The sequence below is a fragment of the Stutzerimonas sp. C6.4V genome, assembly GCF_058536345.1.
Window position 1 is genome coordinate 69,556 of record NZ_JBZUBM010000002.1, and the last position, 26,671, is coordinate 96,226.

At 62.5% G+C, this 26,671-nt stretch carries 26 protein-coding genes; 14 read left to right on the forward strand and 12 right to left on the reverse strand.

Translation table 11 applies throughout. The annotated features are described in order from the left end of the window. Window positions 1-12: 12 nt before the first annotated feature. Entirely contained in the window at window positions 13-927 is a 915-nt protein-coding gene (gene argB, locus AC4LFW_RS16150) for an acetylglutamate kinase (RefSeq protein ID WP_491820354.1), read from the forward strand. Window positions 928-990: 63 nt separating this feature from the next. Here the strand turns inward: argB and AC4LFW_RS16155 are convergent, their stop codons facing one another. Next, the gene (locus AC4LFW_RS16155) at window positions 991-1,575 is read right to left on the reverse strand and encodes a DUF4124 domain-containing protein (protein WP_491820355.1); all 585 of its coding nucleotides are present in this window, start codon (window positions 1,573-1,575) and stop codon (window positions 991-993) included. A gap of 335 nt (window positions 1,576-1,910) precedes the next feature. Further along, entirely contained in the window at window positions 1,911-2,552 is a 642-nt protein-coding gene (gene pyrE, locus AC4LFW_RS16160) for an orotate phosphoribosyltransferase (RefSeq protein ID WP_491820356.1), read from the reverse strand. A gap of 84 nt (window positions 2,553-2,636) precedes the next feature. Between pyrE and crc the strand changes: the two genes are divergently transcribed. Beyond that, window positions 2,637-3,416 (forward strand): catabolite repression control protein Crc, encoded by a 780-nt coding sequence (gene crc, locus AC4LFW_RS16165; RefSeq protein ID WP_491820357.1) that lies wholly within the window; start codon window positions 2,637-2,639, stop codon window positions 3,414-3,416. 52 nt (window positions 3,417-3,468) lie between these two features. Here crc and AC4LFW_RS16170 read toward each other — a convergent pair whose 3' ends face one another. Beyond that, entirely contained in the window at window positions 3,469-3,837 is a 369-nt protein-coding gene (locus AC4LFW_RS16170; protein WP_491820358.1) for a DUF4870 domain-containing protein, read from the reverse strand. Between the two features lie 15 nt (window positions 3,838-3,852). Further along, entirely contained in the window at window positions 3,853-4,575 is a 723-nt protein-coding gene (gene rph, locus AC4LFW_RS16175) for a ribonuclease PH (protein WP_491820359.1), read from the reverse strand. 188 nt (window positions 4,576-4,763) lie between these two features. Here rph and AC4LFW_RS16180 point away from each other — a divergent pair, with 188 nt between their 5' ends. The 6 genes from AC4LFW_RS16180 (at window position 4,764) to AC4LFW_RS16205 (ending at window position 11,573) form a co-directional block, all read left to right on the forward strand. Beyond that, window positions 4,764-5,627 (forward strand): YicC/YloC family endoribonuclease, encoded by an 864-nt coding sequence (locus AC4LFW_RS16180; RefSeq protein ID WP_491820360.1) that lies wholly within the window; start codon window positions 4,764-4,766, stop codon window positions 5,625-5,627. Window positions 5,628-5,711: 84 nt separating this feature from the next. Continuing rightward, window positions 5,712-6,332: a guanylate kinase gene (gene gmk, locus AC4LFW_RS16185; RefSeq protein ID WP_491820362.1), complete on the forward strand. Its 621-nt coding sequence runs from the start codon at window positions 5,712-5,714 to the stop codon at window positions 6,330-6,332. Window positions 6,333-6,506: 174 nt separating this feature from the next. Further along, entirely contained in the window at window positions 6,507-6,770 is a 264-nt protein-coding gene (rpoZ, locus tag AC4LFW_RS16190; protein ID WP_021207191.1) for a DNA-directed RNA polymerase subunit omega, read from the forward strand. Between the two features lie 60 nt (window positions 6,771-6,830). Next, window positions 6,831-8,939 (forward strand): bifunctional GTP diphosphokinase/guanosine-3',5'-bis pyrophosphate 3'-pyrophosphohydrolase, encoded by a 2,109-nt coding sequence (spoT, locus tag AC4LFW_RS16195; protein ID WP_491820363.1) that lies wholly within the window; start codon window positions 6,831-6,833, stop codon window positions 8,937-8,939. A gap of 102 nt (window positions 8,940-9,041) precedes the next feature. Next, window positions 9,042-9,422, forward strand: a complete 381-nt coding sequence (locus tag AC4LFW_RS16200) for a RidA family protein (protein WP_491820364.1) — start codon at window positions 9,042-9,044, stop codon at window positions 9,420-9,422. A gap of 48 nt (window positions 9,423-9,470) precedes the next feature. Beyond that, window positions 9,471-11,573 (forward strand): CHASE2 domain-containing protein, encoded by a 2,103-nt coding sequence (locus AC4LFW_RS16205; protein ID WP_491820365.1) that lies wholly within the window; start codon window positions 9,471-9,473, stop codon window positions 11,571-11,573. 6 nt (window positions 11,574-11,579) lie between these two features. Here AC4LFW_RS16205 and AC4LFW_RS16210 read toward each other — a convergent pair whose 3' ends face one another. Both AC4LFW_RS16210 and AC4LFW_RS16215 read right to left on the reverse strand, forming a co-directional pair. After that, window positions 11,580-12,182: an OmpA family protein gene (locus AC4LFW_RS16210; RefSeq protein ID WP_491820366.1), complete on the reverse strand. Its 603-nt coding sequence runs from the start codon at window positions 12,180-12,182 to the stop codon at window positions 11,580-11,582. After that, window positions 12,179-12,652: a FecR family protein gene (locus AC4LFW_RS16215; protein ID WP_491822152.1), complete on the reverse strand. Its 474-nt coding sequence runs from the start codon at window positions 12,650-12,652 to the stop codon at window positions 12,179-12,181. Before AC4LFW_RS16215 ends, AC4LFW_RS16210 begins: the two co-directional genes overlap by 4 nt. A gap of 119 nt (window positions 12,653-12,771) precedes the next feature. Here AC4LFW_RS16215 and AC4LFW_RS16220 point away from each other — a divergent pair, with 119 nt between their 5' ends. Next, complete coding sequence (locus AC4LFW_RS16220) at window positions 12,772-14,865, forward strand: GAF and HD-GYP domain-containing protein (RefSeq protein ID WP_491820368.1); 2,094 nt, start codon at window positions 12,772-12,774, stop codon at window positions 14,863-14,865. Between the two features lie 20 nt (window positions 14,866-14,885). On the opposite strand, the gene AC4LFW_RS16225 is transcribed toward AC4LFW_RS16220, so the two are convergent. Beyond that, window positions 14,886-15,083, reverse strand: coding sequence for a hypothetical protein (locus AC4LFW_RS16225; protein ID WP_491820369.1), 198 nt, complete (start codon window positions 15,081-15,083; stop codon window positions 14,886-14,888). Between the two features lie 215 nt (window positions 15,084-15,298). On the opposite strand from AC4LFW_RS16225, the gene AC4LFW_RS16230 reads away from it, so the two are divergent. The 5 genes from AC4LFW_RS16230 (at window position 15,299) to AC4LFW_RS16250 (ending at window position 21,589) form a co-directional block, all read left to right on the forward strand. Continuing rightward, a complete protein-coding gene (locus AC4LFW_RS16230) occupies window positions 15,299-15,751 on the forward strand; it encodes a (2Fe-2S)-binding protein (RefSeq protein WP_491820370.1) in 453 nt (150 codons plus the stop codon). A gap of 11 nt (window positions 15,752-15,762) precedes the next feature. Further along, the gene (locus AC4LFW_RS16235; protein WP_491820371.1) at window positions 15,763-17,961 is read left to right on the forward strand and encodes a xanthine dehydrogenase family protein molybdopterin-binding subunit; all 2,199 of its coding nucleotides are present in this window, start codon (window positions 15,763-15,765) and stop codon (window positions 17,959-17,961) included. A gap of 11 nt (window positions 17,962-17,972) precedes the next feature. After that, a complete protein-coding gene (locus tag AC4LFW_RS16240) occupies window positions 17,973-19,214 on the forward strand; it encodes a c-type cytochrome (protein WP_491820372.1) in 1,242 nt (413 codons plus the stop codon). Between the two features lie 8 nt (window positions 19,215-19,222). Then, on the forward strand, window positions 19,223-19,492 hold the full coding sequence (locus AC4LFW_RS16245; protein WP_491820373.1) for a hypothetical protein: 270 nt from the start codon (window positions 19,223-19,225) through the stop codon (window positions 19,490-19,492). Window positions 19,493-19,621: 129 nt separating this feature from the next. Further along, window positions 19,622-21,589 (forward strand): AAA family ATPase, encoded by a 1,968-nt coding sequence (locus AC4LFW_RS16250; protein WP_491820374.1) that lies wholly within the window; start codon window positions 19,622-19,624, stop codon window positions 21,587-21,589. A 188-nt stretch (window positions 21,590-21,777) separates the two neighbouring features. Here AC4LFW_RS16250 and AC4LFW_RS16255 read toward each other — a convergent pair whose 3' ends face one another. The 5 genes from AC4LFW_RS16255 to AC4LFW_RS16275 form a co-directional block, all read right to left on the reverse strand. Then, window positions 21,778-22,395: a TPM domain-containing protein gene (locus AC4LFW_RS16255; RefSeq protein WP_491820376.1), complete on the reverse strand. Its 618-nt coding sequence runs from the start codon at window positions 22,393-22,395 to the stop codon at window positions 21,778-21,780. Between the two features lie 81 nt (window positions 22,396-22,476). Beyond that, window positions 22,477-23,235 carry a TPM domain-containing protein gene (locus AC4LFW_RS16260; protein WP_491820378.1) on the reverse strand — a complete coding sequence of 253 codons (759 nt, stop codon included), beginning with the start codon at window positions 23,233-23,235 and terminating at the stop codon, window positions 22,477-22,479. Beyond that, on the reverse strand, window positions 23,232-23,840 hold the full coding sequence (locus AC4LFW_RS16265) for a LemA family protein (protein ID WP_491820380.1): 609 nt from the start codon (window positions 23,838-23,840) through the stop codon (window positions 23,232-23,234). The genes AC4LFW_RS16260 and AC4LFW_RS16265 overlap by 4 nt, the downstream gene beginning before the upstream one ends. A 134-nt stretch (window positions 23,841-23,974) precedes the next feature. Further along, a complete protein-coding gene (locus AC4LFW_RS16270; RefSeq protein WP_491820382.1) occupies window positions 23,975-25,198 on the reverse strand; it encodes a CaiB/BaiF CoA transferase family protein in 1,224 nt (407 codons plus the stop codon). Window positions 25,199-25,351: 153 nt separating this feature from the next. Then, window positions 25,352-26,533, reverse strand: coding sequence for an acyl-CoA dehydrogenase (locus tag AC4LFW_RS16275; protein ID WP_491820383.1), 1,182 nt, complete (start codon window positions 26,531-26,533; stop codon window positions 25,352-25,354). Between the last annotated feature and the right edge of the window lie 138 nt (window positions 26,534-26,671).

The following is a 26,671-nucleotide window of genomic DNA, read 5'->3' on the forward strand; positions in this document are numbered from 1 at the left end:
GCGGAGCCCTGCATGACCCTCAGCCGTGAAGCCGCCACCCAATTTGCCCAGGTTCTGTCCGAAGCACTGCCCTACATACGCCGATTCGTTGGCAAGACGCTGGTCATCAAGTACGGCGGCAACGCGATGGAAAGCGAGGAGCTGAAGACCGGCTTCGCACGTGACATCGTGCTGATGAAGGCGGTGGGTATCAACCCGGTGGTGGTGCACGGCGGCGGGCCGCAGATCGGCGATCTGCTCAAGCGTCTCAACATCGAAAGCCACTTCATCGACGGCATGCGGGTCACCGACAGCCAGACCATGGATGTGGTGGAGATGGTACTGGGCGGTCAGGTCAACAAGAGCATCGTCACCTTGATCAACCAGCACGGCGGCGCAGCCATCGGACTGACGGGAAAGGATGCCAAGCTGATCCGCGCGCAAAAGCTCAAGGCAACCCGCCAGACCCCGGAGATGACCTCGCCGGAGATCATCGACATTGGCCAGGTGGGCGAGGTCACAGGCGTCAACACCGAGTTGCTGGACATGCTGGTTCGCGGCAACTTCATCCCGGTCATTGCCCCCATCGGCGTGGGCCCTGACGGCGAGTCCTACAACATCAATGCCGATCTGGTGGCCGGAAAGGTGGCTGAAGCGCTCAAGTCTGAAAAGCTGATGCTGCTGACCAACATTGCGGGCCTGATGGACAAGCAGGGTCAGGTACTGACCGGGCTTACCACCGCGCAGGTCGATGAACTGATCGCTGACGGCACCATCTACGGCGGCATGCTGCCCAAGATCCGCTGCGCACTGGAAGCAGTCCAGGGCGGTGTGCACAGCGCGCATATCATCGACGGTCGTGTTCCAAACGCTGTGCTGCTGGAAATCTTCACCGACGTTGGTGTCGGCACGCTGATTACCAACCGCAAGGCATCCGCTCAGCACTGATCCAGCCATGAAAAAGCCCGGCTCTACGAATGAGTGCCGGGCTGTTTTGTCTCGCTCGTGCAGCTATTCAGATTGACCAAGCAGCTCGGCGACCCGCGCCCGCTCCCTGGCGAAACTGAGTTCGGCCTGCTTGCGGGTCTGTCTGTAGCGTTCAACGTCGCGCTTCAGACTGGCCTGCTCCTTGGCAAGATTGTCGATCTGGGTCAGCAAGTGCTCGGGAACCTGGCGTCCGGCACGCTCATGATTCGCCGCCTGGCTCTGCAGGTTGGCTTGCTGCGTCCGCAGCGACTGGAGATTACCGCGAGTGATGCCAATCACACTGTCCAACTCGGATAAGCGGCGGGCCTTGGCGCGCTCGACGTCCTGAACGCTTGCATACAGCCGCAACAGCTGGGCATCGTTTCCTGCCCTGACCTTGGCTTCCAACAGGCGCTGGCGCTCTTGCGCAGTTGGCGCAGGAGGCACCACCTCCGTCACACGCCCCTGATCGTTGAGGACCTCGTAACCGCGGCCAATAAACTGTGGCGGTACGCCAAGACGATTTAGGACCACTACGCCCTTGTCATCGACATACCGGTACAGCTCAGCTTGCGCAACCGTCGTTCCCAGCAAGCTCAGCAGTAACAGCGCGCGGATCCCCATCTGCATACTTTTGCCTCTTCCATATTCGGTGCGCTCGGCACAGCCACTCGAATCGCCTGATTCTTTCCTGCCGATGGGGACTCAGCTTATACGAACCCCATCACATCCCTGCAGCAATAAGTACACCAACTGGACAGCCTTCCCACCCAATCCCAGGCTGGAACCAGCGTCGAGCCGGCACTGCAGCAGCCTGGTTCGAATACGGCCTGGAGGGAAGCAATCCCTAGGAACCGCACCAGCACGCGCTGAGCCGACTCCCATGCCTGGGCAAAGCGCCGCAAATTGTCAGTTGCTGACAAAGCAGCCCAACCAACGCGGTCACCAGGGCCGACGGTAGGGTTTCATATACCGTACTGTTCCCGGTACGCCTCAACCGCTGGCATATAGCGCTTGAGCTCTGCATCCTCAGCGATGAATTCCAGCACCTGGGCGAGCGAGACGATGCTTATCACGGGCATCCCATAGTCCTGCTCCACTTCCTGGATCGCGGACAACTGGCCCTGCCCACGCTCCTGCCGGTTAAGCGCGATCAGCACACCGGCCGCTCGCGCCTCCTGAGCATGAATGATCTGCATCACCTCGCGAATGGCAGTTCCTGCGGTAATGACGTCGTCGACGATCAGCACGCGACCGGCAAGCGGCGCACCGACGAGGGTACCGCCTTCCCCGTGATCCTTGGCTTCCTTGCGGTTGAAACACCACGGCAAATCCCGCTGATGATGTTCGGCCAGGGACATGGCGGTCGCTGCAGCCAAGGGTATGCCCTTGTACGCCGGACCAAAGATCACATCGAACTCGATGCCGCTTTCGGCGACCGCAGCCGCATAGAAACGACCCAGCTGGGCCAGTGCCGATCCGGTGTTGAACAGGCCGGCATTGAAGAAGTAGGGACTGGTACGTCCGGACTTCAGAGTGAAATCACCGAAGCGAAGAACCCCGCGTTCGATGGCGAAGCGAATGAACTCGCGCTGGTACGCCTGCATGAAGAATATTCCCGGAAGACACGGATTTAGCTAATTGCAAAGAGCTTGGGTTATCATACACGCACGTGTTTTCAGGGGCCATTTATGCGGATCATCAGCGTCAATGTGAATGGTATTCAAGCGGCAGCACAGCGGGGTTTGCTCAGCTGGCTGCAAGCGCAGAATGCCGATGTCATCTGCCTGCAGGATACCCGCGCCTCCGTAGTAGAACTCGACGATCCGGCCTACCAGCTCGACGGCTATTTTCTCTATTCTGTGGACGGCGAGATTCCTGAACAGGGTGGCGTTGCGCTGTACTCCAGGCTGCAGCCAAAGGCCGTCATCATGGGCCTGGGCTTTGAGACAGCCGACCGATATGGGCGGTATCTGCAAGCAGACTTCGACAAGGTCAGCATTGCTACGCTGCTCTTGCCGACCGGCCGCGGTGGCGATGAAGACCTGAATCAGAAATTCAAATTCATGGACGACTTCGCCCATTACCTCGATAAGCAGCGCCGCAAACGCCGTGAGTACATCTACTGCGGATCGCTGTACGTCGCGCACCAGAAGCTGGACGTGAAGAACTGGCGCGACTGCCAGCAGGCGACCGGTTTCCTGGCACCCGAACGCGCATGGCTCGACGAGATTTTCGGCAATATGGGCTACATCGACGCGCTCCGGGAAGTGACCCGAGAAGGGGATCTATACAGCTGGTGGCCTGATACGGAACAGGCCCAGATGCTCAATCTGGGCTGGCGCTTCGACTATCAGATACTGACGTCCGGCATGCGCCGCTTCGTGCGCAATGCCCGCCTGCCACGTCAGCCTCGCTTCTCCCAGCATGCGCCGCTGGTGGTGGATTACGACTGGACGCTGAGTCTCTGAGCTGGAAGCTGTTCAGAGTGGCGGTGCAGGCTGAGGCCTGCCTGGCTTATCGCTACTTGACGATTCGCCAGCAGAACGGATATCGATAGGGCTTGCCCTCGTTGGCGCGAATGCCGGCGATCACCACCAGCACCAGCGCCACCACGCTGATCAACGCCATCAGCGGAAATCCGATGAGAATCCAGGCCAGCGCGCCGCAGATCATCTGCAGGATGCTGAAGGTGATCTGGAAGTTCAGCGACTCCTTGCCCTGCTCATCGACGAAGGGATCCATGTCCTTCTTCAACTGCCAGACGATCAGCGGACCCAGCACGTTGCCAATCATCGGTACCAGAAACCAGAAGAACGCCGAGTAGTGACAGAACATAGCCCACTGCCGCGCTTGAGCAGAGGGCTGCGGAACCAATTCTTGATCAGACATGACGTTCTCCTCGGTTCAGTCGGCCAGCGCGGCAAGCTGCAGGGCGAACAACTCCTGCATTCCGCTTTGCGCCAGCGCCAGCATGGCGTTCAGTTCCTCGGGCTGGAACGGCGCGCCTTCAGCGGTCCCCTGCACTTCGATGAAGCCGCCAGTACTGGTCATGACCACGTTGAGGTCGGTTTCGGCAGCCGAATCCTCCAGATAATCGAGATCGAGCACCGGCTCGCCCTGATAGATACCGACTGAAACAGCCGCCACCATCTGCTTGAGCGGGTCGCCTCCCTTCAGGCCGCCGCGCTTTTTCAGTAACTTCAGCGCATCGGCCAGAGCGACCATCGCGCCGGTGATGGAGGCTGTGCGCGTGCCGCCATCAGCCTGGATCACGTCGCAATCGATGTAGATGGTGTTTTCGCCCAGCTTGCTCATATCCAAAGAGGCGCGCAGCGAGCGGCCGATCAGACGCTGGATCTCGAGTGTACGGCCGCCCTGCTTGCCTCGGCTGGCCTCGCGCTGGTTACGGGAACCCGTAGCGCGGGGCAGCATGCCGTATTCGGCGGTCAACCAGCCCTGCCCCTGGCCCTTGAGGAATCGTGGTACGCCGTTCTCGATACTGGCAGTACAGATCACCTTGGTGTCGCCGAACTCGACCAGCACGGACCCTTCGGCATGCTTGGTGTAGTTACGGGTGATGCGGGTCGAACGCAGCTGATCGGCGGCGCGGCCACTGGGACGCTTCATGAGGCTTATCCTGATCTGGTGGTGAGTGCGACCATTATAGGGGTCTGGCCCCCATCAAGGGCCACCGTCGAGCCACTGCGACGGCAGCTTCGCAGGGCCTGGCCATCGGCCGACGATGCGAAAACGCCAATGTGCGCTTTTTCCTTTACAATCCTCCGCCTTTCGCCAACACACCGAGAGGTCTCTCCATGATCCACAGCATGACCGCCTTCGCACGCGCCGAGCAGGCCGGCAAGCACGGCACACTTAGCTGGGAGATCCGCTCGGTCAACCATCGTTATCTGGAACCGCACCTTCGCCTGCCGGAAACCTTCCGCGACCTTGAAGGCGCCATCCGCGAGGCGCTGCGCAAGGGCCTTTCACGTGGCAAGGTCGAGTGCACCCTGCGCTTCGCCGAAGACGCGGCCGGACGCTCGATGCAGGTCGACAACGAACGCGCCCGCCAGCTGATCGCCGCGGCGGAAAGCGTTGCCGGCCTGATCAAACAGCCGGCACCGCTCAATCCGCTGGAAATCCTCGCCTGGCCCGGCGTCCTCGTGAGCGACTCGAGTGACCCGCAGGCGCTCAGCAGCGCTGCGCTGCAACTGTTCCATCAGACACTCGAGGAACTGAAGGCAGGCCGCCAACGCGAAGGCGAGGAACTGGCCCGACTGATCAACGAGCGCCTTGACGCGATCGGCCTGGAAACGGCTACCCTGCGCAGCCAGGTTCCGCAGATGCTCGCTGGCCAGCGGCAGAAACTGCTGGATCGCTGCGCCGAACTGCGCATCGAGCTGGACCCGCAGCGCCTGGAGCAGGAACTGGTGATATTGGCGCAAAAGAGCGACGTTGCCGAAGAACTGGATCGCCTGACGACCCATGTCAACGAAGTGCGCCGGGTTCTAAAATCCGGCGGCGCTGCTGGTCGGCGACTGGACTTCCTCATGCAGGAGCTCAATCGCGAAGCCAACACGCTGGGCTCCAAGGCGTTCGACCCACGCAGCACACAAGCGGCAGTCAATCTCAAGGTACTGATCGAGCAGATGCGCGAGCAGGTCCAGAACATCGAATAGCAGCCTGTCAGGCAGAGTGCCAGCCATGCTAAGCGCCGCCAGCCAGACACCAACACCACAACACGCAACTGCCTAGAGAATCCAATGTCCGCCTCTACCGGTACCCTCTACATTGTTTCCGCGCCATCCGGGGCCGGGAAGACCAGCCTGGTCAAAGCGCTGCTTGATGCGCAGCCGCAGGTCCGGGTCTCGGTTTCGCATACGACTCGCCCGATGCGTCCTGGCGAGGTAGATGGCGTCAACTATCACTTCGTCACCCGCGAAGCCTTTCTCGAGCGGTTGCAGCAGGGCGAATTTCTCGAACATGCCGAGGTGTTCGGCAACCTCTACGGTACGTCGCAACACTGGGTAGAGCAGACGCTGGATCAAGGCTATGACCTGATTCTCGAAATAGACTGGCAGGGTGCGCAGCAGGTGCGTCGCCTGATGCCCCAGGCCAAGTCGATCTTCATCCTGCCGCCGACCCAGGAAGCCCTGCGCCAACGTCTAACGAATCGCGGGCAGGACAGCGATGATGTCATCGAGAAGCGCATGCGGGAGGCGGTCAGTGAAATGACTCACTATGTCGAATACGACTACCTGGTGATCAACGATGACTTCGCCCACGCCCTGATCGATCTGCAGGCGATCTTTCGTTCCAATCAGCTTTTGCAGACATCACAACAGCAACGCTTCAGCGCCCTGCTGCAGGAACTGCTGGCGTGAAGAGCCCCTGACGGGAAGGACCAGGACTGGCCTAACCCCATCAAAGAGCTGGCTCCCATTAGAGGGCGGGAGTCGTCCGCAACTTTACCGCTTCCCTATTGAGCGGTGATTTTTTAGACTATCCCGTCCGCTTGCCCATTCGGGCCCGCTTTACTGTTACTGATGAGGAACACCATGGCCCGCGTTACCGTTGAAGACTGCCTGGACAACGTAGATAACCGCTTCGAGCTGGTCATGCTCGCCACCAAGCGCTCACGCCAGCTGGCTACCGGTGGAAAGGAGCCCAAGGTGGCCTGGGAAAACGACAAGCCGACCGTCGTCGCCCTGCGTGAAATCGCTTCCGGCCTGGTGGATTACGATGTGATTGCCCAGGACGATATCGTCGATGACGAGCCACTGTTCGTGCAGTACGAGGAAGAGCCCAACGAGGCCCTCTAATTAGATGCCAGGTCGAAGTCGAACCGCAGACATAGCCCCCCGCCGGCAAGGAGCACTGCCTTGCCAGCCATAGATGCTCTCGCCGATCGCCTGTCGACCTACCTCGGCGCCGACCAGGTCAACCTGGTGCGCCGTGCCTACTTTTATGCCGAGCAGGCCCATGACGGCCAACGCCGGCGTAGCGGTGAAGCCTACGTCACCCACCCCCTCGCGGTAGCCAACATTCTTGCCGACATGCACATGGACCATCAGAGCCTGATGGCCGCGATGCTGCATGACGTCATCGAGGACACCGGCATCGCCAAGGAAGCGCTCACTGCGCAATTTGGCGAGACCGTCGCCGAGCTGGTGGATGGTGTCAGCAAGCTGACCCAGATGAAGTTCGAAACCAAGGCCGAAGCCCAGGCGGAAAACTTCCAGAAGATGGCCATGGCCATGGCGCGCGATATCCGCGTGATCCTGGTCAAGCTCGCCGACCGTCTGCACAACATGCGCACCCTCGAGGTGCTGGCGGGCGAGAAACGTCGCCGCATCGCCAAGGAAACCCTGGAAATCTACGCGCCCATCGCCAACCGGCTGGGCATGCATGCCATGCGTGTGGAGTTCGAGGACCTGGGTTTCAAGGCGATGCACCCGATGCGTTCGGAGCGCATTCGCGCGGCCGTTCGTCGCGCCCGCGGCAACCGCAACGAGATCGTCGAGAAGATCGAGCAGTCGCTTATCCACTGCCTTGAGCGCGACGGCCTGGAAGGTGAAGTAGTCGGCCGGGAAAAGCACCTCTACAGCATCTACAAGAAGATGCGCGGCAAGCGAAAGGCGTTCAACGAGATCATGGACGTCTACGCCTTCCGCATCGTGGTCGACAAGGTCGACACCTGCTATCGGGTGCTTGGCGCGGTACACAGCCTCTACAAACCGCTGCCTGGTCGCTTCAAGGATTACATCGCAATCCCCAAGGCCAACGGTTACCAGTCCCTGCATACCACGCTGTTCGGCATGCACGGCGTACCCATCGAGATCCAGATCCGCACCCGCGAGATGGAAGAGATGGCGAACAACGGGATCGCTGCGCACTGGCTGTACAAATCCAACGGTGAAGAGACCCCCAAAGGTACCCACGCCCGAGCGAGGCAGTGGGTCAAGGGCGTGCTGGAACTGCAGGAGCGTGCCGGTAACTCGCTGGAGTTCATCGAGAGCGTAAAGATCGACCTGTTCCCGGACGAGGTCTACGTCTTCACGCCCAAGGGCAGCATCATGGAGTTGCCGAAAGGCTCGACCGCGGTGGATTTCGCCTACGCGGTGCACACCGACGTTGGCAACACCTGCATCGCCTGCCGCGTCAATCGTCGCCTGGCGCCGCTGTCCCAGGCGCTGGAAAGTGGTTGCACGGTGGAGATCGTTACCGCGCCGGGTGCCCGCCCGAATCCTGCCTGGCTGAACTTCGTGGTGACGGGCAAGGCCCGGACCCATATCCGCCACGCGTTGAAGCTGCAACGCCGCTCGGAGTCGATCAACCTGGGTGAACGACTGCTCAACAAGGTGCTCACCGGCTTCGAGACGAGCCTGGACCGTATCTCTCAAGAGCGGATCCAGACCGTTCTCAACGAGTACCACATGGAGGTGGTCGAGGATCTGCTCGAGGATATCGGCCTGGGCAATCGCATGGCTTACGTAATCGCCCGCCGGCTGCTGGCCAGCGAGGGCGAGCAGGCTCCGAGCGCCGAAGGCCCACTGGCCATCCGTGGTACGGAGGGCCTGGTGCTGAACTATGCCAAGTGTTGCACCCCGATTCCTGGAGACCCGATCGTTGGGCACCTCTCAGCGGGCAAAGGCATGGTGGTGCATCTGGATACCTGCCGGAACATTGCCGATGTACGCCACAACCCTGACAAGTGCATTCAACTGTCCTGGTCCAAGGACGTCACCGGCGAGTTCAATGTCGAACTTAGAGTCGAACTGGAGCACCAGCGCGGCCTGATCGCCCTGCTGGCCGGCAGCGTCAATGCCGCCGACGGCAACATCGAAAAGATCGGCATGGACGAGCGCGACGGCCGCATCAGTGTCGTCCAGTTGGTGGTCAGCGTTCACGACCGGGTGCACCTGGCCCGGGTGATCAAGAAGCTGCGAGCGATCAAGGGCGTCATGCGGATCACTCGGATGAAGGCCTAGAAAGCCGAGAAGAGCACTGGAGACGAGGCTGGACGAAAGCGGCGTATTCGTTCAGCCTTCGGCGTTCCATTGCTTTTCATTGATCCAGAACGGAGTCCTGCTATGCCCCGCACCGTTATCAACACCGAAAACGCCCCCGCTGCCATCGGTACCTATTCCCAGGCAATCAAGGCCGGCAATACCGTCTATATGTCCGGCCAGATCCCGCTGGACCCCAAGACGATGGAGCTGGTGGAAGGCTTCGAAGCACAGACCGTGCAGGTTTTTGAAAACCTGAAGGCCGTTGCTGAGGCTGCCGGTGGGTCGTTGCAGGACATCGTCAAACTGAACATCTACCTCACTGACCTGGGCAACTTCGCGACCGTCAACGAGGTCATGAGCCGCTATTTCCAGCAGCCTTACCCAGCCCGCGCCGCGATTGGCATTGCCGCGCTGCCCAAGGCGGCACAAGTCGAAATGGATGCCGTCCTGGTGCTCGAGTAGCGCCCGGCTCAGCCTGGCCATGCGGCCCGGTTGCAGGGAGCGCGACTGATGGCACAACCCGGCCGCATGGCGCCACGCCTGCTGCTTGCCTGCATCGGTTTGCTGGCAGCATGCGTGGTCTACCTGGCCGAGCCGGCACTGCTGCAGACATTGCGTAACAGCCTGTTCGACCAGTATCAACGCTGGCAACCCCGTACCCTTTCCGCACCCACCAAGCTCATGGTGCTGGACATCGACGAAGACAGCCTCCTGCGACTCGGTCAGTGGCCCTGGCCGCGCGACCTGATGGCGCAGTTGCTGGACCGGCTGCGTGAGGCGGGTGCCGCCACTGTGGTGTTCGACGTACTGTTCGCCGAACCGGACCGCAGCTCGCCGGCCCAATTGCGCTACCAGTTTCCCGCCGAGCTGGCAGCAGCGCTGGCGCGGTTGCCCGATCACGACCAGCTGTTTGCAGAGGCACTCGGACGCCAGCCCAGCGTCCTTGGTTTCGCCGCGACACGAGCCGCCAGTCCCTACAGCCCTCTGAGCCGCTTCGCCGTGCAGCTGGATGCCGATGCGGGCGCGCCGGTCTTTCCCCAGTACAGGGGAACCGCCACGCCACTGCGAGCGCTGGAGGCTGCCGCGGCAGGAAGTGGCGCGATGACTTTCCAGCCGGACGGGGACGGCGTGGTACGGCGCGTGCCACTGATGATCAGGGTGGGCGAGAGCCTGCAGCCATCACTGTCGGCAGAAGCCATACGCGTCTATCTGCAGGAAAATCGCTACCGTGTCAGTACCGATACGCGTGGCGCAGTTGCGCAGGTCGACATCGGACACCTCACCCTGCCGACCAATCGCCGCGGTGAGCTCTGGATACATTATCGACCAGACATGAGCGCGCAAAGCCTGCCGGCCTGGCAGCTCTTCCAGCCGCAGCCGGACGCCAGGCTGCAAGGGGCGATCGTTCTGGTCGGCAGCTCGGCGCAAGGGTTGCAGGATCTTCGCTTCAGCCCGCTCGGCGGTATGGTCCCCGGTGTGCAGATCCATGCGCAGGCAATCGAACAGATGCTGTCTGGCACGTCGCTGCAACGCCCCTACTGGGCCAGCCCGCTCGAGGCACTGACATTGCTGCTCGCTGCACTGCTGCTCTGCGGCGTCACGCTGACCACCGGCGCATTCACCGGCGCCCTGGTGGCGGGAAGCCTGCTGGCGTCGCTGAACCTGTTTGCCTGGTGGGCCTATTCACATCATGGCTTGCTGTTCGATGCGCTCAATCCCAGCCTGGGCCTGACCATCGCCTATCTGGGTGCCAGCGTTGCCCGCCACCGTGCCAGCGAGCGTCAGCAGCGCTGGGTTCGCGATGCCTTTTCGCGGTACATCTCGCCAAACCTCGTCGAGCACCTGGTGCGCCATCCGGAACAGTTACGGTTGGGCGGTCACCGACGCTGGTGCAGCCTGGTGTTCACCGACCTCACCGGATTCACCGCGATGATGGAGGGGCAACCACCGGATCGGGTGGTCAACATCCTCAATGAATATCTTGAAGGCATCATCCAGATCGCCTTCCGCCATGAAGGCACGCTCGAACGCATCGTCGGCGACGGCTTGGCGATCCTCTTCTCCGCGCCGCTGGAACAGCCTGACCATCGGTCCCGCGCCCTCGCCTGTGCCCTGGATATCCGACGGTTCACCCGGCAACACGCCGCCGCCCAGCATGCGTCCGGCGTTGCCATCGGAAGGACCCGCATCGGCGTGCACAGCGGCGAGGTGGTGGTGGGCAACTTCGGCGGCGCGACGCTGTTCGACTACCGCGCGCTGGGTGATGCGGTCAATGTCGCGTCGCGGCTCGAAAACCTGAACCGCTGGCTCGGCACCGAACTGTGTGTATCCGAGGTGATCCGAGAGGCCAATCCACGGATCCCCATGCGGCCCATTGGCGATGTGCAGCTCAAAGGCAGAGAACAGACGATTCGTCTCTACGAGCCGTGCGAAGCGGAGGCGGATGAGCGGTATGAGGCAGCCTATAAGCTGTTATCTCAGGCTGACGATGCAGCGCTCAGGGCTTTCGAGGAGCTGCATGCACTTCGCCCTCACGATGCGCTGGTGAGTTACCAATTGCAGCGCCTTCAGGCAGGGCAGCGCAGCGAGCACATTGTGATGACGGAGAAGTGAGCCGCCCTAGCGTACGCTGATCTCGACCCGCCGATTGCGCGGCTCCGCGACCCCATCAGGCGTCGGGATCAGCAGATTGCGCTCGCCGTGTGACGAAACCCGTAGATCGATCACCTCGACATGTCGGCTGCGCAGCAGGTCCGCAACCGCCTGAGCCCTTATCAGACCCAGCTGCCCGTTCCAACGCGGGCCACTGAGCGTGTCAGTGTGACCAATGACCGAAACGGCCGATGGTCCACGCTGGCGGATCGTTTCGATCACCTGCTCGATAGCCCGCTCCGACTCATCAGTGAGTTCGGCGCTACCAATCCTGAAGTAGAGCTGGAAACGTTGCGGCAGCGCGGGCTGTGCGGCCAGCGCTGCCGAAAAATCACGTGCGATGCGCAGGTCACCGACCTCGAAAGTCCCTGCCCCGAAACCCCGGCCGCCAATCACTGCGCCCTGTTGCTTGCGATCGAGCCGCGTCTGCCCCCTGGCATCATCAATGACCACAGCCCCGGTGGTGCCATCGGGGCTCTCCAGCAGCACCACATAGTCACCCGTCGCACACCCGCTCATCAGCAGAGCGAAACATGACAGCGCCAATGCTTTCTGCAGGATGCTCCTCACGCGTCAACCTTCACCAGAAAATGAGTCCCTCTCACGCCTATGGTCCCGGTCGGGGTTTTCAACTCGACCGCCTCTGGCTTGAGCTTGGCAATCACACCGGAGATGAAGTTCAGCGTGCCCCTGCTGATACGAGCGCTCAACTTCAGTTCTTCATGAGCCGGCTCGAACTGGTACTCGTCCAGGGTGAGCTCGCTGTTTGGGCCAAAGGACATCACCGTGTTATCGCTCAGGGTGACGCCCATCGAGCCATGGCTGCCGGTGCGCAGCATCGCACCGATCATCACCGCCTGCCCCACCCGCGCATCGATGGTCTGCCCGCGACTGGTAACAGTCGCCTCACCTTGCACCTTCATGAGGTAGCCGACTGGCTCGCCAACCTCCTCGGCCATGACCAACCCGGACGCCGTCAACAAGCCAAGAGCGAGTACTGTTCGGGCAAATCTACCTACCGCGTCCATTTTAATGACCATGATCAATGTACTCTCCACGGATGGCCAATGGCCTGCGATACGGTCGCGGCAGCAGACGCTGGGCTCGATCGCGCCATAGGGGTATGGCTTTTCGTCAAGTAATCGCAGCAGGATGCAGTATGAACTCCAGCAAATACAAGTTCAGCTACGAGACCTGGGCCTCAGTGCTGATCATGATGTTCATCCTGGTGCCCACCGTACCGGCCGTAATGCTGGCAAGCTTCGGCTGGCTCGATCTGCCTGGCGTTCTGCTCACAGAACTGCTGCTTATGCTGCTCGGCCTACCGCTGCTGTTTGCCTGCCTTGCGATCGTGCGCCGCTCCCTCTGCACCCTGACCGAAGACACCCGACGCATCCGCGAACTGAACTTCAACGCCTACAACCGCCCCGGCTCGCCGATTCGTGAACTCGACGAGCTGCATCGTCAATACGACGCCATGCGGGGTTCCCTGCAGGCACAGCACCTGGCTCTGGAGCAGGCCCAAGTCAAACTGGCGAGCCTGGTGGAGAACGGCATGCTGCTCTCCACCGAACGCGACAGGCATCGCCTGTTGCAGCACATCCTGATGCAAGGCAAGCACATCTGTAACGCCGATGCTGCGACCCTGTACCTGATGACCGAGCATGACACCCTGCGCTTCGCCCTGCGCTCGCGGGCTGACCATCTGCCCGCTTTTGAACTGCCGCTGCATGACCCCGAAACCGGTGCGCCCAACGAGCGGCATGTGTCGACTTACGTAGCCCTGCGCAAGGAAACCGTGATCATCGATGACGTCTACCGCGAGACACGCTTCGATCTGTCCGGCACCCGCCGATTCGATATGGAGTCCGGCTACCGTACGGTCTCGATGCTTTGCGTACCACTGGTAACGCACAGCGGCGAAGTCCTCGGCGTGCTGCAGTTCATGAACGCGACAGATCCCGGTAGCGGCGACGTCACCAGTTTCAGCAGGCAGAACCTGCGCTTCGTCGAGGCCTTGGCGTCCCAGTCGGCCGTCGCGCTAGAGAACCACAACCTGATCGATTCGCAAACCGCGCTGATCGACTCGATGATCGAGATTCTGGCGGGCGCCATAGACGCCAAGAGCGCCTACACCGGCGGGCATTGCGCCCGCGTCCCTGAGCTCGCGCTGATGCTCGCTGAACAGGCCAGTGCAACGTTGGAAGGGCCGCTGGCGGATTTTCGCTTCGAAACCGAAGAGCAGTGGCGGGAGTTTCGCATCGGCGCCTGGCTGCATGACTGCGGCAAGATCACCACGCCCGAGCACATCGTCGACAAGGCGACCAAGCTGGAAACGGTCTACAACCGCATCCACGAGATCCGAATGCGCTTCGAGGTACTGCTACGCGACGCCATGATCGAGCGGCTCGAAGCCCTGGCTGCCGGCGAACCCCGGGAAACTGTCGAGGCTCGCCACGCGGCCCATGTAGCGCGCTTGCAGGACGAGTTCGCCTTCGTTGCCGAGTGCAATATTGGCGGCGAGCTGATGGCACCGGAGCGGATCGAGCGCCTGCAGGAGATCGCCGAACAGCGTTGGACGCGTCATTTCGATGACCGGCTGGGCATTTCCCACGAGGAGGCCACGCGCCTGGAAAGCTTCCCGGCCAGGCCGCTGCCGGTGTCCGAAAAACTGTTGGAGGACAAGCCAGAACACCTGATCCCACGCATCGGGACCAGGGCGCAGGATCCGAAATATGGCTTCAAGATGAGCGTGCCCGAACATCAGTTCAACTTTGGCGAGCTCTACAACCTGAGTGTCAGCCGCGGCACCCTGACCGCCGAGGAACGGTTCAAGGTCAACGAGCACATCATGCAGACCATTGTCATGCTGGAGAACCTGCCGTTCCCCAAGAACCTGCAGCGCGTCCCGGAGTACGCCGGCACCCATCATGAAACCCTGCTGGGCACCGGCTACCCGCGCCAGCTGGGCCCCGAGCAGCTATCGATACCCGCACGGATCATGGCGATTGCCGATATCTTCGAGGCGCTGACCGCCTGCGACCGTCCCTACAAGAAGGCCAAGCCGCTGAGCGAGTCGATCCGCATCCTGGCGCGGCTGCGCGACCGCGGCCATATCGACGCCGACCTCTTCGCGCTGTTCCTGTCGTCCGGGTTGCACCTGCGCTACGGCGAACGCCACCTCAGAGCCGAGCAACTGGATCAGGTGGATGTCAGCGAGTTTGTTCATCGATCGGCGGCAGTCGAAACCTGAAGGATCGCCTGCCGCGCCCATCAACTGGCGACCCGGCTGTCCCACAGTTCCGTGTCCTCAAGCTGGCAGGTATCAACGTAGCGGGGCATGCCGCCGATCTCCTCCAGCTCGGTCATGCCGGCGAGTTGGCTAACGATGCGGTAACGCTTGCCTGCGGTCTTGTCTTGCAATGGATAAAGCGCAGCGATCTGCTGGGCCAACTCGGTCAACGTGGACATGGTGCGGGTACTGCTCTGGGTACGAAAAGGCCGCCTATGTACTACGAATCGCAGCCAATTGCGCGACGCAGCCGACACCCGGTACGCCGCTCATCGGAACGATGAATTCGCCGCCTGTTTGGCAACTTTCGCCTCACCTGTTGTCTCGTTCTAAAGCGCGCATCAAACCAACCATAAGCGCGCCGCTTTACAGCCTGACGTGAGGTTCCTGTTCCATGCTGACACTTTCAATCAACGGCGCCGACATTCAGGTCGACGTTCCCGACGACATGCCCCTGCTCTGGGTTCTGCGCGACATGCTGGGGCTGACGGGTAGCAAATACGGTTGCGGAATCGCCCAATGCGGCGCCTGCACCGTCCATCTCGACGGTGAGGCGGCGCGCTCCTGCGTGTTGCCGGTCGGCGAAGTAAAGGATCGCAAGGTCGTGACCATCGAGAGCATCGGCAACACCGATCTCGGCCAGCAGGTGCAACAGGCCTGGCTGGAAGACGAGGTGGTGCAGTGCGGTTACTGCCAGTGCGGGCAGATCATGTCCGCCGTCGCGCTGCTGGAGAAAAACCCGCAACCCGATGACCAGGCCATCGACCAGGGCATGGCCGGCAATCTGTGCCGCTGCTGCACCTACACCCGCATTCGGAGCGCCATCAAGCGCGTCGCCCTGGCATGAGGAGGCGCGAAATGGCCAACCCAGACACAACCCTCCAATCCCCTTCACGGCGCAACCTGCTGAAGGTCGGCAGCCTGGCCCTTGGTGGCCTGGTGATCGGCTTCTCGCTGCCCTTCCCGGGTCGCAGTTTCGCCGAGCAGGTACTCAGCGAAGGACCGGAAGACCAGCCGATGTCCAACGCTACGGCGCTGGATGCCTTTATCAGCATCGACCGCAATGGGCAGGTGGTCTTCACCGTCCCGAAGATCGAAATGGGCCAGGGCGCACAGAGCGGCCTGGCGGTGATGGTCGCCGAGGAGCTGGAAATCGGCCTCGATCAGATCACCCTCAAGGAAGCACCGCCGAACGAGGCGATCTACAACGACAAGCTGCTGAATTTCCAGGCAACCGGCGGTTCGACATCTATCCGCAGCAATTGGGAGCCGTTGCGCCAGGCCGGCGCCGCCGCACGGCTGCTGCTGATACAGGCGGCCGCTCAACGCTGGCAGGTGGGCACCGACCAGCTGCGTGCCGAGAACGGTCGGGTGCTCGGCCCCAACGGTCAAAGCTTCGGCTATGGCGAATTGGTCGATGACGCCTCCAAGCTGCCAGTACCGGAAAATATTCCCCTCAAGCCATCCGAGCAGTTCAAGCTGATCGGCAAACCCACCCGGCGGCTGGACACCCCGGCAAAGGTCAACGGGACGGCGCGCTTCACCATCGACCTGGTGGTGCCTGGCATGAAGTACGCCTCAGCGCGCGCCTGCCCGGTTATCGGCGGCACCGTTCGCAGTGTGGATGATCGCGCTGCGCGGAAAGTCTCTGGCGTGATCGATGTGATCCGCCTGGGCGATGCCGTGGCAGTCATAGGCGAGCACACCTGGGCGACCTTCGCCGGCGTACGCGCCCTGGAAATCGAGTGGGATTATGGCGACAACGCCACCATCGACTCCGCGCAGATGGAGCGCGAGATCAAGGAAGCGCTGGACCAACCCGGCGCTCTTGCCAGCGAAAGGGGCGATATCGAGAAGGCGCTGGAGGACGCAGCGAAGACCTTCGAAGCCGAATACCAGATGCCCTTCCTCGCCCACGCGGCGCTGGAGCCCATGACCTGTGTGGCCCAGGTTCGCCCTGATGCCGTGGAGCTCTGGGTCGGAACGCAGGTGCCGGTACGCGCACAAACGGCAGCATCCGAGGCCTCCGGCCGGCCGGCAGAGCAGGTCATCGTCAACAACCAGCTCATCGGCGGCGCCTTCGGTCGGCGACTGGAGGTGGATTTCATCAGCCAGGCCGTGGCCATCGCTGCGAAGGTCGACTATCCGATCAAGCTGACCTGGCTGCGCGAAGAAGACACCACTCACGACATGTATCGCCCGCATTACATCGACCGTTTCGCCGCGGCGATGAATGCCGAGGGTCGTCTTCTCGGCTGGCGCCACACCATCGCGGGCGCGTCAGTGCTGGCCCGCTTCGCGCCGGCCGCGGTGCCCGAGAACGGGCTGGATGGCGATGCGGTGGAGGTCGCGATTCATCCGATCTATGCCATGCGGGACCTGCGCGTGAACTATGTTCCGGTGCCGCCCAAGGCGTTGCGTCAGTCCTGGTGGCGCGGAGTCGGCCCGCTGCGCAGCACCTACATGCTCGAAAGCTTTATCGACGAAGTGGCTCGCAGTGTCGACCGCGACCCGGTGGAGTACCGCATGGAGCTGCTCGGCGATCACCCGCGCGCCCAGGCGGTGCTGCGTCTCGCCGCCGAGCAGGCCGGCTGGAGCGAGCCGCTCGAGGCCGGGCATGGGCGGGGCGTTGCGGTGCAGGAGGTGTTTGGCAGTTTCCTCGCGACCGTGGTCGAGCTGCAGGTCAGCGAAGACAAGGGCATCAAGCTCAAGCGGCTGGTCGTGGCCATCGATTGCGGCCAGGTGATGAACCCGGTGTCGGTGAAATCACAGATCGAAGGCGGCACGCTGTTCGGTCTTTCGGCGGCGCTGTTCAACGAGATCACCGTCAGCCAAGGCCGTGTCGAGCAGAGCAACTTTCACGACTACCGTCAGCTGCGGATCAGCGAAGCGCCGCCAGTGGAGACGTTCATCGTCGAAAGCCGCGAGGCGCCCGGCGGCGTTGGCGAGGCCGGGACAGCGATGATCGCTCCGGCGCTGGTCAACGCCCTGGCTGCCGCCAACGGCACGCGCATCCGCCGCCTGCCGCTGGCGCGCGCCGGCTACTACGTGATCTGAGGAGTCCCAGCATGAACAATCGATTCACAACCGGCAGCCTGCTGGGCGCTGCCCTGGCCCTGTTCGGCACGGCGGCCTTGGCGCAGCAGGCGGACGACGCCTTGCTCGAACGTGGCGAATACCTGACCCGCGCCGCCGACTGCCTGGCATGCCACGTGACCGAAGGCGGCAAGCCGTACGCCGGCGGACTTCCGGTAGAGATGCCGTTCGGCACGCTGTATTCCACCAACATCACGCCGGACAAGGAGACCGGCATCGGCAACTGGAGCGACGACGACTTCGTCGAGGCCATGCAGCAGGGCGTCGGGCCGGATGGCAAGCACTACTACCCGGCCTTCCCCTACACCTCCTACACCCTGATGCCTCGCGAAGACATCCTGGCGATCAAGGCCTACCTGTTCAGTCTGGAACCGGTAGAGCAGCCGAACAGGGAAAACGACATCGGTTTCCCGTTCAACCAGCGCTGGGGCATCGCCCTTTGGAATCTGCTGTTCCTTGATGACGAGCGCTTCGAGCCGGATCCCGAGCAGTCCGAACAGTGGAACCGTGGCGCCTACCTTGTCCAAGGGCCGGGGCACTGCGGCGAGTGCCATACGCCACGCAACCTGATGCAGGCGAAGAACAGCTCGGAGCATCTTGCTGGCGCGACGATCCAGGGCTGGAGTGCGTGGAACATTACCGCCGACGAGCAGGGCGGGATCGGTGGCTGGCCCGACGAAGCCCTGGCGCGCTATCTCGCCCACGGCGTCGCGCCCGGCTACGGCGTTGCGGGCGGACCGATGGCCGAAGTGGTCAATTACAGCCTGCGGCACCTGACGCCCGAGGATATCCAGGCAATGGTCACCTACCTCAAATCGGTTCCGGCGCGCCCGGCAGAGGTGACTCGGCCACCGGCACAGCAATTGGCGAGCGGGCCACCGGCCGACAGCCCTCACCCGTTGGGGCAAAAACTATTCGCAGAGACCTGTGCCAGCTGTCACCAGTGGGACGGCAGCGGTCGTCAGAGCGACTACGCCTCGCTGCGCGGCCTGCGCACGCTGAACGATCCGCAGGGGCTGAATCTGGTCCAGGTGATCCTCAACGGCGATGCCCTGCACGGACCAAACGGGCATCACCTGATGCCAGCCTTCAACCGCCATTTCAATGACCGGGAAGTGTCGGCGCTGAGCAACTTCATGCTCAGCCATTTCGGCTCGCAACGGGGCGAACTGACGCCGGAGACCATTGCCGAGCGGCGTAACAGCGGGCACTGACGCCCGGAATGGGTTGGGCCGAGACGCCCTTCGCAGCGGCGAAGGGCGTCGATCGGGTGGCGTTGCGCAACGTTGGCGGCGCCAGCCATTCGCTTCCCGACGTCGGTGCGACGCTGCATGACGGCCTGATCACCATGGGCCGTTTCGGTTCCGCGACCAAACGGTCATTCGTCGCAAACCGCCCCGCCATTCGTCGCGTTGCCACTTGTATGGTGGCACTTGCCGTATTCTCGCCGGCTATCGGTGTCCCGTTACCCGATTCGCAGTCCGGCATATAAATCGCATCCAACACGCCCGTACTGCGCTGCGCCACGCAATTGGCGCCGCGGGGCTTCCCCGCGAACAACTGTGGTCCGCCTACCTGGCGGTTGTTTGTCGAAACATCGGGCTTCCCGATTGGATGTGAAATGAAAACACCACGTCTGCTACAAGGTCGCCGCGGCCCTGTGCTCTCCGTTTTCCTGTTGCTGCTGATCGCCGCTTGCGTTGCGTTCTGGCAGTTGCGGCCCGCCGCACCTACAACGCCTGCGACTGGCGCTGCGGCCAGCATGCTCGAAGCCCTGCAGGAATCCACCGATCCCTGGGAAGCCAATCGCCGGGATCTATCCGTGTTGATGGGTGACTTGCGTGGCGCCACCATTGCCAGCGCTGCGCTGGGCAAGGATGCGGTCTACATCAGCCTGCACGACGGCTTGCGCTATTGGGTACCGGACCAGTCCGGGCGCGTCGCGCAGCTAATGCTCGATCAGTACGCCAGCAGCGAGGGCCAGCTGTTCCCGCTCACGCTGTTCGAGACCGACGGCGAGACGCCCTGGTACAAGACCGTGCTGCCCTATGCACCATTCATCCTCTTGCTCAGCGGTGCCCTGGGTTATCTGGCGTACAAGAGCCAGGCGTTTCACATCCAGCGCAAGGGAAGCGGTGTCAGCTTCGTCGATGTGATTGGCGCGAGCGAAGCCAAGCAGGCCCTGAGCGACGTCACTGCCTATCTGCGCGACCCCGCTGCGTATGCGGCGCTGGGCGCCCGACCGCCGAAAGGCGTGCTGCTGACCGGCGAGCCCGGTACCGGCAAGACTCAGCTGGCCAAGGCGCTTGCCACCGAATCCAACGCCAGCTTCATCCAGGTGACGGGCAGTGATTTTTCCTCGATGTATTTCGGCGTCGGTATCCAGAAGGTCAAGGCGCTGTTCCGTACCGCCCGGCGCCAGGCGCCCTGCATCATCTTCATCGACGAGATCGACGGCATCGGCAAGCGTGCCGAGCAGCAGCGCTCCAGCGATGCCGAGAGCAACCGCATCATCAACCAGTTCCTGGCCGAGATGGACGGCTTCGACGGCGCCAGCGGTGTGCTGGTGCTGGGTGCGACCAACTTCCCCAATTCGCTGGACCCGGCTTTGGTTCGCGAGGGCCGCTTCGACCGCTCGATTGCCGTCGGCCTGCCTGGCCTGAACGACCGCGAGGCGCTGTTCCGCCTCTACGCTGACAAAATCCGCGCCGAGCAGGACCTGGACTACCCCCAGCTGGCGCGTAACACCGTCGGCCTGACGCCCGCCGCCATTGCCTACATCGTCAACCATGCCGCCCTGCTCGCGGCGCGCGGCACGGCCAAGTCGGTGACCATGGCGCATTTCGTCGACGCGGTGGAAACCTGCCGCATCGGTGAGCAGCCGTCGGGCGTCACGCCCATGTCGGACACCGATCGCAAGCGCATCGCCGTACATGAGGCCGGGCACGCCCTGGTTGCCGCGGCACTGAAGGTCGGGCGCGTGGAGAAGGTGACCATCCTGCCGCGCGGCCAGGCCCTGGGTGTGACCCTGGTAACGCCGGTCGAAGACAAGCGCCTGCACATGGAGTCCGAACTGCGCAATCGCATCCAGATGCTGCTGGCTGGCCGTGGTGCCGAGCAGCTGTACTTCCACGAAGTCTCCTCCGGTGCTGGTCAGGATCTGCAGGAAGCGTCGAAGATCGCGCTGTCGATGGTTGGCGCACTAGGAATGGGCCCGAACGGCTCGCTATTGAGTTTGCAGGCGGTACGCGACGCGCACATCGAGTTCGATTCCGGCGAATCCATCCGTGCGGCCGACAATCTGCTCAAGCAGCTCGACCGCGAATGCATGGCCCTGCTGCAGCGGCTCAAGCCGGCGCTGGATGAAGTTGCCGACAAGCTGCTGGCCGAGGAGACCGTGCCCGGCGAAGAAGTGCTCGCCGCCATCGAGCGTTTACCTGAACATCATCACGAGGCCAGCGTCAGTTCCATCATCGGCCACGCCATGAACAGCATCGATCGCGTCGCCGCCAGTGCGATGGAAAAGGCTCCGTTTCTCGACCTGGCACCGGTCGAGCAACCCGAGGATGACGGTCCGGGCATGGTTTGACAGGGCGAGGCTGGAGGCTGGAGGCTGGAGGCTGGAGGCTGGAGGCTGGAGGCTGGAGGCTGGAGGTCAGGGTTTCGTTCTTGCAGGTTCGATGCAAGCCGTTTGATGGCTGGCTGAAGCCGGAAGCCGGGGGACCGCATCGAACCGCTTTTTCGTCCAGCCTCAAGCCTCCAGCGTATCTATCGGCTTCACCCTATTACAACCAGATGGTTCGGCAACTCGTTGCGCTCATGGGTCGCCGGCACGTGCTGCTTGAGCAGCGAACCGCAGGTTTCGATACAGCTTAGGAAGCCTTCCAGCACCTGGCCGTTGCGCACGTCCTCGGTAAAGGTATCGACGATTGACTGCCAGACGCTGTCATCGATGCGGCTGGAGATTCCCTGATCCACCAGAATCTCCACATAGCGTTCGGCTTCGGAAACGAAGATCAGCATGCCGGTGCCAGCGGCGGTGTGGTGCAGGTTCAGTTCGATGAATTGCCGCCGCGCCAGGTTGCAGGCCCGCCAGTGCCGTACCGAGCGGGGAATCAGCCGGCTGGTCATGCTCGGAATACGAAACACCATCGCGAGCACGACAAAGGTCAGCCACTGCACCAGCAATAGCTGCCAGGCTGCCAGCCATCCGGTGAAGAACAGCAGCGCACCAGGCAGCAGCAGCGCCAGCAGGCTCGCCCAGAGCAACGGAATGTAGCGGTAATCGTCAGCCTGGGCGGCCAGGACGGTCACCAGTTCGGCGTCGGTATCGCGCTCGATGCGGTCGATCGCGTCGGATACCTGTTTCAGCTCGCTTTCGGACAGTAGGGTCATTGCGTATTCATCTTCGATGAGGGCTCTCGTTTTGCTGCGTTGATCGGCTGGCCATTCGATGCTGGCGATACGTCGAGGTCTCTACCAGCCACCGGAAGCGCCGCCGCCGCCAAAGCCGCCACCGCCGCCGCCGAAACCACCACCTCCGCCGAAGCCGCCGCCACCGCCTCGGCCCATGCCGCCGAGCAGCGCACCGAGCAGCAGGGCGCGTCCAGCACCCCGACCACCGCCACGCCCACCGCGCCCCCCGCCAATCACGAAGATGGCGACCAGCATCAGGAAAAAGCCAAGGATGCCGAGCCCGCCGGGTTCCTGCGCATGCATGGGCATCGCCGGCTGCATACCGGTGGTGCGCAGCGGATCGCCTCCCAGAACCTGGACTATCGCCGCGGTGCCCTCGACGATCCCGCGGGTGAAGTCGCCTTCGCGAAAGGCAGGCGTGATGATCCGGTTGATGATGACCGAGGACTGGGCGTCAGTCAGCCGCCCTTCCAGCCCATAGCCAACCTCGATGCGCACCCGGCGGTCATCGCGGGCAACGATCAGCAGCGCGCCATTGTCTTCCCCCTCCTGACCGATGCCCCACTCGCGACCCAGCGCCACACCGAACTCTTCGATGCTCCGGCCCTGTAGATCCGGGACGGTGACAACGACCACCTGCTCGCCGCTGGCCTGTTCATGGGCGGCGAGCATGCTGGTCAGCCGCGCCTCGGCCTGGGTGTCGAGCAGCTCGGCCTGATCGACCACCCTGCCGGTCAATGCTGGCAGCTCAGCTTCCTGGGCGCCAACGCCACTCGCCCAGAACAGCAGCGCGATGATCAGCGGCAGCGTACGGATCATTGAAACTGCACTTGTGGCGCCTGCTCGGCGTTTTCAGCCGTCGCCTCGAAGTTCTCGCGGATCGGCATGTCGCTGTACATCAGGGTGTGCCAGATACGGCCGGGGAAGGTCCGGATCTCGGTGTTGTAACGCTCGACCGCCGCGATGAAATCCCGGCGCGCCACGGCGATGCGGTTTTCCGTGCCCTCGAGCTGCGATTGCAGGGCAAGGAAGTTCTGGTTGGACTTCAACTCCGGGTACCGCTCGGACACCGCCATCAAGCGGCTCAGGGCCCCGGTCAGCTGGTTCTGCGCCTGCTGGAACTGCTGGAGCTTCTGCGGATCGTCAAGATCATCCGCGCTGAGCTGGATCGAGGTGGCGCGCGAACGTGCTTCGACCACGGCCGTCAGGGTTTCCTGCTCCTGACGGGCAAAGCCCTTCACCGTCTCGACCAGATTGGGGATGAGATCGGCGCGACGCTGATACTGGTTTTCCACCTGCGACCAGGCCGATTTCACCTGCTCGTCGTATTGGGGGATGTTGTTGATGCCGCAACCGGCCAGAAGCCAGGACATGAACAGGACAACGGCCAGTTGCCAGGTGAATCGATAACGCTGCGTCTGCATGATTCGCTCGTCCGCCAGAAATGTTGGGTACATCCATAGGGATGGCCGAACGGCTGGAGAGTTCAGCACAAGGCAGCGCCAGGCGCCTGTTTTGGCTGGCGGCCGGACCTGAGCCCTGAGGCGGGTCAAGCCAGCTAGATCACACCGGCCTGCCGCAGGGAAAGGATCTTCTCGAAACTCAGGCCGAGCAGGTCCTGCAACACCGCTTCGCTGTGCTCACCCAATAGCGGCGGGGCCTTGCGATACTCGACCGGCGTTTCGGAAAGGCGGATCGGGCTGGCGACCTGGGGCACGCTGCCAGCCAGCGGGTGCGGCATCTCCACCTTCAACCCCCGCGCCCGCACCTGTGGGTCAGCGAACACCTGGGCCAGATCGTTGATCGGGCCACAGGGCACACCGGCCTGTTCCAGCAGCGTGACCCACTCGGCCGTGGTACGGAACACCGTGACCTGACGAATCATCGGCACCAGTTCCTTGCGATGGGCGACGCGTGCCTTGTTGCTGGCGAACCGGGGATCGGTCGCCCACTCCGGATGCCCTGCCACCTCGGCGAACTTGCGGAACTGCCCGTCGTTACCGATGGTGAGAATGATGTCCCCGTCGGCAGTAGGGAAGTCCTGATAGGGCACGATGTTCGGGTGAGCATTGCCCATGCGCCTGGGCGCGACACCGGTGGTCAGGTAGTTCATCGCCTGATTCGCCAGACAGGCGATCTGCACGTCCAGCAGCGCCAGTTCGACATGCTGCCCAACGCCCGTCTGCTCGCGGCTGTTGAGCGCGGCCAGCACGCCGACGGTGGCGTAGAGACCGGTCAGGATATCGGTGAGGGCCACGCCGACTTTCACCGGCCCGGCGCCCTCTTCGCCCTCGGCGCGCCCGGTCAGGCTCATCAGGCCACCAAGGCCCTGGATCATGAAATCGTAGCCGGCACGCTGGGCGTAAGGGCCGTCGCTGCCGAACCCGGTGATCGAACAGTAGATCAGCCGCGGGTTGATGGCCTTCAGGCTCTCATAGTCCAGCCCGTACGCCGCCAGCCCTCCGACCTTGAAGTTTTCCAGCAACACATCGCAGCTGGCTACCAGATCGCGCACGATCCGCTGTCCCTCGGGCTGGGTGAAATCCAGTGTCAGCGACTGCTTGTTGCGGTTGGCCGACAGGTAGTACGCAGCTTCCGAAGTGTTCTCGCCCTGCTGATCCTGCAGGTAGGGCGGGCCCCAATGACGGGTGTCATCGCCGGTGCCGGGCCGCTCGACCTTGATCACCTCGGCACCAAGGTCCCCGAGTATCTGCCCACACCAAGGGCCAGCAAGCACGCGGGACAGGTCGAGGACGCGGATGTTGGATAACGCACCAGGCACAGGAAATACCTCATGTTTTGCCGATCAGGCGATAGGGGCTGGCTGGAGGCTGGAGGCTGGACGCTGGAGGCTGGACGCTAAACGAGGAGGCGCCTGCGTGCGCTTTTCCGTCCAGCCTTCAGCCTCCAGCCGCCGTCATCGGCTTTTTTTGCTTTAAAAGAACGCCTGAATACCCGTCTGCGCACGGCCAAGGATCAGCGCGTGGACGTCGTGGGTGCCTTCGTAGGTGTTGACCACCTCAAGGTTGACCAGATGCCGCGCCACGCCGAACTCGTCGCTGATGCCGTTGCCGCCGAGCATGTCGCGGGCCAGGCGTGCCACGTCGAGCGCCTTGCCGCAGCTGTTGCGCTTCATGATCGAGGTGATTTCCACCGCCGCTGTGCCTTCGTCCTTCATCCGGCCGAGGCGCAGGCAGCCTTGCAGCGCCAGGGTGATCTCGGTCTGCATGTCCGCCAGTTTCTTCTGGATCAGCTGGTTGGCCGCAAGCGGGCGACCGAACTGCTGACGATCGAGCACGTACTGGCGCGCGGTGTGCCAGCAGAACTCGGCGGCGCCCATCGCGCCCCAGCTGATGCCGTAACGGGCCGAATCCAGGCAGGTAAACGGACCACGTAGGCCACGAACGTCTGGGAAGGCGTTCTCTTCCGGGCAGAACACGTTATCCATGACGATCTCACCGGTGATTGAGGCACGCAGGCCGACCTTGCCGTGAATCGCCGGAGCGCTCAAACCCTCCCAGCCTTTCTCCAGCACGAAACCGCGAATCGCGCCCTCGTCATCCTTGGCCCAGACCACGAAGACATCGGCGATCGGGCTGTTGGTGATCCACATCTTGGCGCCAGACAGGCGATAGCCGCCGTCGACTTTCTTGGCGCGTGTGACCATCGAGCCAGGGTCGGAACCGTGGTTCGGTTCGGTCAGGCCGAAGCAGCCAATGTATTCACCGCTGGCCAGCTTGGGCAGGTATTTCTGCTTGGTTTCCTCGTTGCCGAACTCATTGATCGGCACCATCACCAGCGAGGATTGCACGCTCATCATCGAGCGGTAGCCCGAGTCGATGCGCTCGACTTCGCGGGCGATCAGGCCGTAGCAGACATAGTTCAGACCACTGCCGCCATAAGCCTCGGGAATGGTCGCGCCGAGCAGGCCGGTATCGCCCATTTCCCGGAAAATCGCGGCATCGGTGCGCTCGTGGCGGAAGGCTTCGAGCACCCGTGGCGCCAGCTTGTCGGCGGCGAACTGCTGCGCACTGTCACGCACCATGCGCTCTTCATCGGTGAGCTGTTGATCGAGCAGCAGCGGGTCGATCCAGTTGAAGCTAGCTTTAGCGGCCATGAGTGGTCCTCTTGTCGTAAACGATCAGCCGGGGATGAGCCCAATGCTGCATGGATGGGTTGATCCTAGAAGCTGCGCAAAGGTCGCGCAAACGACTAATCCGCAACGATCTGTGCGTTTTAAGCACTACAGAGTATG